At 48.6% G+C, this 6400-nt stretch carries 8 protein-coding genes; 6 read left to right on the forward strand and 2 right to left on the reverse strand.

Annotated elements, in window-relative coordinates; translation table 11 throughout:
• Window positions 1–136 precede the first annotated feature (136 nt).
• Complete coding sequence (locus KDK14_RS07800; RefSeq protein WP_257264522.1) at window positions 137–799, forward strand: fumarylacetoacetate hydrolase family protein; 663 nt, start codon at window positions 137–139, stop codon at window positions 797–799.
• A 131-nt stretch (window positions 800–930) separates the two neighbouring features.
• Here KDK14_RS07800 and KDK14_RS07805 read toward each other — a convergent pair whose 3' ends face one another.
• The gene (locus KDK14_RS07805; protein ID WP_257264523.1) at window positions 931–1338 is read right to left on the reverse strand and encodes an acyl-CoA thioesterase; all 408 of its coding nucleotides are present in this window, start codon (window positions 1336–1338) and stop codon (window positions 931–933) included.
• Window positions 1339–1560: 222 nt separating this feature from the next.
• Here KDK14_RS07805 and KDK14_RS07810 point away from each other — a divergent pair, with 222 nt between their 5' ends.
• The 3 genes from KDK14_RS07810 to KDK14_RS07820 are packed head-to-tail and all read left to right on the forward strand — an operon-like array spanning window position 1561 to window position 2852.
• Complete coding sequence (locus tag KDK14_RS07810; RefSeq protein ID WP_257264524.1) at window positions 1561–1992, forward strand: host attachment protein; 432 nt, start codon at window positions 1561–1563, stop codon at window positions 1990–1992.
• A gap of 26 nt (window positions 1993–2018) precedes the next feature.
• On the forward strand, window positions 2019–2234 hold the full coding sequence (locus KDK14_RS07815; protein ID WP_257264525.1) for a hypothetical protein: 216 nt from the start codon (window positions 2019–2021) through the stop codon (window positions 2232–2234).
• 30 nt (window positions 2235–2264) lie between these two features.
• Window positions 2265–2852 (forward strand): DUF4136 domain-containing protein, encoded by a 588-nt coding sequence (locus tag KDK14_RS07820; protein ID WP_257264526.1) that lies wholly within the window; start codon window positions 2265–2267, stop codon window positions 2850–2852.
• 233 nt (window positions 2853–3085) lie between these two features.
• Here KDK14_RS07820 and KDK14_RS07825 read toward each other — a convergent pair whose 3' ends face one another.
• On the reverse strand, window positions 3086–4537 hold the full coding sequence (locus KDK14_RS07825; protein WP_257264527.1) for a tyrosine-protein phosphatase: 1452 nt from the start codon (window positions 4535–4537) through the stop codon (window positions 3086–3088).
• Window positions 4538–4695: 158 nt separating this feature from the next.
• On the opposite strand from KDK14_RS07825, the gene KDK14_RS07830 reads away from it, so the two are divergent.
• Window positions 4696–5298, forward strand: coding sequence for a hypothetical protein (locus tag KDK14_RS07830; RefSeq protein ID WP_257264528.1), 603 nt, complete (start codon window positions 4696–4698; stop codon window positions 5296–5298).
• Between the two features lie 247 nt (window positions 5299–5545).
• Window positions 5546–6118, forward strand: a complete 573-nt coding sequence (locus KDK14_RS07835) for a hypothetical protein (RefSeq protein ID WP_257264529.1) — start codon at window positions 5546–5548, stop codon at window positions 6116–6118.
• Window positions 6119–6400: the final 282 nt, after the last annotated feature.

Consider the following 6400-nt stretch of genomic DNA (forward strand, 5'->3'; position numbering starts at 1 on the left):
AGCAACGCAGGAGCAGTTGCCGCGAAGGGCAGTCTATTCTCGGACAGCCTCCTGGAACGAATAATAAATATCCGAATGATGTTGGCGCGTATTGTGCGTTCCATTTTTCATCACCGGAGTTAATAAGGGATGCATTATGCAGTACAGGCACCGCTGGATCAGTGGCGACCGTATTGGCCTTCCGGTCGGGAAGGTGGTTTGTGTAGGACGCAATTATGCGGCACACGTTCAGGAGCTGAATAATCCCCTGCCTGATGATCCGGTCCTGTTTATTAAACCCGGTACCGCCATGGTTAACCTTGAACAGCCGGTGAAATTACCCCGTAATCGTGGGTTGGTACATCATGAGACAGAAGTGAGCCTGCTGATCAGGGAGCCTCTGACCGATGCCAGTGAGCATGAGGCCAGCCAGGCTGTCATGGCTGTTGGCCTTGGGCTGGATTTGACACTGCGTGAGCTGCAAGCCCGGCAAAAGTCAAAAGGTCTGCCCTGGGAAGTGGCCAAAGCCTTTGACAACAGTTGTCCGCTATCCGGATTTGTGGCCGTTGAGCATATTAAAGATCCCGGCAATCTCGAGTTTTCCCTGTCGGTCAATGGAGAGCCAAGGCAGAAAGGGACAACGGCGCATATGTTGACCTCTATTCCAGGGCTGTTGAGTTATATCAGCAGGCATTTCACATTGTTGCCGGGAGATATCGTGCTGACCGGAACGCCGGAAGGTGTTGGACCCTTGCAATCGGGGGATGATCTGGAGCTTGCCATTCATGGAATTTTTGTGACCCGGACTCGGTGTATCTGAAGGCTTGCTCTCAGAGTGAGCCAAGAGGATCAGCGACTCGCCGATCCTCCAGGAGGCTGTCCGAGAATAGCGCCCGACCAAGCGTCCCCGTAGCGAGGGTGGCAGTCTATTCTCGGACAGCCTCCCGGGGTTTATTCCGGGTTCCTGATCCGCCGGGTTCGTCCACCTCGATCAATGGCAACAAATACCATTGTCGTTTCCGTCAGTTTCTCCCAGCCATGGTGGTTTTCTATCCAGCCTTCAACAACAACCCTGATCGATGTTTTGCCGATATCTGTCACCCGGGTAAAGAATCCCACCAGATCGCCGGTCTGAACTGGTCTGAGAAAACTCATACTGCCAATACTGACCGTGACCACCCTGGCACCATTGGCGGCCTTGCGGGCACAGACTTCCCCGGCCTGATCCAGATGCATGGCTACCCAGCCAGCAAAAACATCACCACTGCTATTGACGGAACGGTGATCCGCCAGAACTTTCAAGGTCATTTCTCCCCGGGGAGAAGGGACACTGTCGAGATTTTCATGTCTGGTACTCATGACAGACTCCAAACTATTCTTATTGTTTTGCCCGGTTCATTTTTCTTTTTCAGGTATTCTATCTTTTTTACTATCTATTTCACATTAAAAGTCTTTTTGGCTGTTCTCTGCAGAAAGAGAAAATCCATCCAGAAAATAACTTCTCAACAGTAAAAACAGGCAATTCCTGAATCATTGGACTATCGTTATCGTACTTCGCGAGTCGTTTAGAGGTGCATACTTATGGCATCATCCTGGGTACTGGTTGCCGATAACAGCCAAGCCAAGGTCTATCGTTTTGACCGACACAAGAGAGTGCTTGATCTGGTTGACCAGATTGATCATCAAGAAGGCCGATGGAAACGGCATGAGTTCGTGACATCAGGCCCCGGCCACTCTGTCGCTTCATCCACTGGCAGTAATGTTCGCATGGTGGGCACGGATAACTCGCCAAAAGTCAATGAGTCTGTCACTTTTGCCCATATGCTGGCCAAGTCTATTAACCATGCCCATGACCTGCACCAGTTTGAGACCCTGCGTGTTTGTGCTCCCCCAAAACTACTGGGTGAAATACTGCCTCTGGTAGCAAAACATGTGCCGCTTGGCGACCATATCAATAAAGACCTGATTCATGAGAACGCCGGGCAGTTGCTTGAGCGCCTCATTGAGTTTTGAATCTGTACTTAATCGTCGGGGTTGTTATGAATCGGTATAAAGAATTGGAAGAGCTGGATATTGAGTTTCAGGAGGCAGAAAGCGCCTGGCTGGAAGCTAAAGACGACGAAAGTCTTTCAGAACAGGATAAACAGGAGTATTTGAGCAAGCTGCATCACTGTCTTGAGAAACGAAAAGCCCATATCACCAAGCACTGGCATGACCCGGCGTACTACGATAAAGGGCACCTGACGGTCGACTAATAGCGGATTGTTGTTTAACAGGAGCGCATAATGAGGCAGTACCTTATCCCATTTGTTCTGTTCACTATTTTCCTGACCGGTTGTGCCGCCAAACCTGAAGTGAGCTGGGATTATAACCAGCAGATTAACTGGCCTCTCATGACAACATGGGCCTGGTTCCAACCGGGAAGGGATAATGATAACCGCATCCTGAGCCTGATGGCGCAAAGAGTTCATTGGCAGGTTTCACAGGATCTGGCGGCAAAAGGGCTGCAGGAAGTGCCCGCTCAACAGGCAAGCCTGTGGTTGAGCTGGGGCTTTACGGAAAAGTCCAAATTGCAGGGCACTTCATACAATAGTGGGTTCTACTCCAGTGGGTTCTACTATGGCCCTTACCCGTGGATGATGACCAACTGGCCATCGGAAGTTGTGGTAAACAGTTATGAGGTAGGTCGCCTGACATTGAATGTTATTGACCCGGCCAATCATCATGTCATCTGGCAGGGGATTGCCAGCCAACGACTAACGTCGGATATGTCGCCTGAAGAGCAGAGAGAGTACATTACAACGTCGGTTAACAGTCTCCTGGAAAAGTTCCCGCCACCGGTTGATTATATCCCGCAGGGCACGCCGCAATAGGTGTAAAGAATCCAGTTATCCGTTGACCCTTCCCTTTTATAGACAGGCATTGTCAGGAATGTGCCAAGATGGGGGGATGACAGTTGATTGTGGGATGTTCTGCTGAATCGGCAGCCACTGATGATTGGCTGCTGATTACTTTATAGCCCTGAACGAGGAACTTGGTGGTTAGTGTGAACTCAGTCACCTGTACAGGTCACCAGCCCCAGGCACCTGTAACTCTGACTTTGCAGCTATATCCGGGGAATAATGTTTTCTCCGCTGCGCCACTGTTCGTGCCATGTATGAACGGTATCCATGATAAATTGGATCTGCTCCCCTTGTTGGACAAAGGCGGGTCCGCGGTCATTTCTTCCTTGTTGAATAGCTTTGAATACTGCTTGATCCAGTTCCTTCTTATTTTCATATTTTCCGGACAGTATGTCCTGGTAGATTTCATTTAACACAATGAGCGTTCCGGTTCTGCCAACGCCTGCCACGCAGTGCACCATTGTGTTGCCTGAATATTCGTCCCTATTCTGGTGACGGCGCAGTGCTTCTACAAACTTGAGCAGAGAGTCTTTACTGTTTTTTCCAATGGGTACTCCGTGATCCGGCCAGCTGGAGTAATGATATCTTCGTAGCTCGCTGGTTTTGCCACTCAAGGTATCGGTAACAACATAGATATTTTTTGTATAGCCATCTCCTTGCGATCGGGATTTGAGTTTTACTTTAATCCCATTATCAAGGTTGATTTCTAATTTGGCTTTTCCGGTTTCCGGGTCTGTTTCTCCGGTTGGGTAATACGATTCAAGACTTCCTCCTTTACGATCGATCTTGTCCTTTTTTCCGGTCAGATCACAAATAACGCTGCACTTTGAATCGGAATCAAGAGCTGCTCGCCAGATGTCACCGCCAAAATTTTCTTTAGGTGCCTGGATGGCGACATAGTTGTTATTGGTCATATAGATTCGATTGGCGGGAATATAATTACCATCAATTGTCAAGGCTGTTTTTTTCGGTAAAGGTACGAATCCTACTTTCTCATCGCCATAGCCAAATCTCTTCCATCGCCCATCGGTAATATGGTTACCTTTTATGGCCTCATGACTCTCTTGCCGCATTTTCTCATGTGCGCCTATATAATCTTCCTTGTCAATTAATTCAGTCACTTTTTCTGATAAAGGGGAAGTTGCTCTATCCCGGAGGAAATCTGCATTTTCGTATATGGACTCCGTACTGCCAAAAACACTGCCATCGTATCCACTATCAAGACTGGTTGTTGACCCCCAGCCAGAATGCAATGTGCTGGATGAACTTCTGTGGTCTTCAGCACTATCCGGGCGGGATGTTGAACCATCGGACTTTAGATAAGTATCATCGACGTGGTCTATAAGGAGGAGCAAATCTCTCGGGTTGACGGACTGATTATCCTTTTCCTGGTAGGCTTTAATGAGCCTGAGTGCAAATTTTGGCGAGACTTTCCGATCCTTTAAACCCAGGGCTTTTACCGCTAAATCAGAACCTTTCACAGGTTTTTCCTGCTTGTTTTCAGAGTTGACCTTTGATTCTACAGAAGTAAACGTGATTTCCCTGCCATTGCTTTTGGCCACCAGCACATGTTTATCAGAATCTTTTCTGGACGCCAAACCTTCGATTTGATGGATTTGAAATTTGGTCAGCGAGCCCATTCCGTTGCTGTTCATAGTTATCTTCCGTGATTTTTAATTGATCTGAAAATTATAGCATTGCGCCGGTTAGCGATGTTGGCTGGAGAATTAACAGGGGCTTATGGATACCCTGGCTGGGAACAATCGGCAATAAACCCGGTCTGAGGAAAGTGAAAAACAGGAGGTATCAGACCATGAATACATTCAGCAATTACCAACCCAGCCCGCAGCCCATGGGGCGCAACCATGTTCAGCGCTGTCAGTCCTGTAAGGAAGGACGTGAAAATTTGCAGCGAACGTTCTGGCTGGCATACAGCCTGGCAACGTGTATCGGATGCAGTTTTTGTGGCTTGATGTGTGGTGGCAGCTACCCGGATTCTCTTATGTCTGGTGTGTTATTTACCGGTTGTTGTGCATCACGATGCTGGAATAAAGCCGGAGCCAGTGTTGACAAGTGCCTGAAAGAACGGAAGTGCTGTCATTTTGATAATTTGCCGTTTCAGCCTGATTATGGCGAGAGCGATAGTTCTGGCGCCAGAGCAACTGATGCCAGGGGACGGCTTTTGGTGAACACCTTGCCGTCGGCACAATTTGGGTTAATCACAGTACAGCCGGATTCAAACTCCGTGCAGAACCCTCAGGGCTGTCTCACTTCACCCTACCACTCAGTCAGCGAGGATAATGTTGACAGCAATGGCGCCGACGCTATCAATACAACAGCTGACTTTACCGCTGTGGACATAATAGAAGATTTTCTTATCGGATACGGTACACAGCCCAAAGAGAAAGAAAACTGAGATCCTTCTGGCAAGCCCGCAATCTGCAGGCCAGCACTCAGGTGTGTTTTGTCTTACATATGAGCGTCAGGGGGAACTTTCGCCATTACCAAAAGCCTTGATGATTTGCTGCGTGAAGCATACGAGCATAGCCAGTTTGTCAGTTGTGGGATTGGGGTAAATTTGGCGTAATACAGTTGCATGGTCGGGAACTACCGGTAATAAATTCGCTCCAATGATAAATCAGGCAAGCTGGAATTATCTGACCATGCATACTATAAGCAATTACCAACCCCGACCCCGGGGGGGAAACAATTTTCAGCGCTGTGAAAACTGTGAGAAAGAACGTGACGATTTGCAGCAGACACTCTGTATGGCATTTAGCACAGTATTGTGCTGTGCAGGATGCTATTTTCTGGGACATGTTGCCACCGCCCCGAAGTGTTGTTTAGGGACTTCTGCCATAACCGCCAGTTGTGCACCCTGTTGCTGGAACATCGCCAGAAGCTCGGTTAACCAGTGTCTGAAAGATCGGAAGTGTTGTCATTTTGATAATTTACCGTATCTGCCTGATTATGGCGCTAGTGAAACTGACGACAGTAAACATGTTCTATTTGACGTTTATCCGCCCACTCAGTTCCAGGTGATCTCTGCACAGCCAGGTACAAACCCTGTCCGAAAACGTGCTGTTCCTGGAGGCCTTGATTCACCGCACCATTCAGCCAGGCAAGATAACGCCGACAGTAATGGGCCCGGCAACGCTGTCATGAATACCAAAGCCACCTTTTTACCGGACTTGATATCCGATGGCAGTGACGGCAGACCAAAAAGCAGCGAGTGAGAACCTTCTCAGGGTAGACATGAACACCTACTCCCTGCCAAAGACTGCACCACAAAGGCACAAAGGAAAAGGTAAGCTCTTATTTGCCGTGAAAAATATTTTGCTTGACCATTGTTCATCCCTGAGGCTGACGCAAAATATTTTCACGCGCCATGGGCATTGCACTATGACCGCCTGGCGGTCGGGCCACGCAGCCAAGAGGCTGTCCGCTTAGTGGTGGGAGTCGTTTACGCAAGAGTATCCAGTGCCGCACAGAAATCTGACCTGAGAAACCAGATTGAG

The organism is Endozoicomonas sp. ONNA2 (genome assembly GCF_024606365.1).
In the GTDB taxonomy this organism is placed as follows: domain Bacteria; phylum Pseudomonadota; class Gammaproteobacteria; order Pseudomonadales; family Endozoicomonadaceae; genus Endozoicomonas.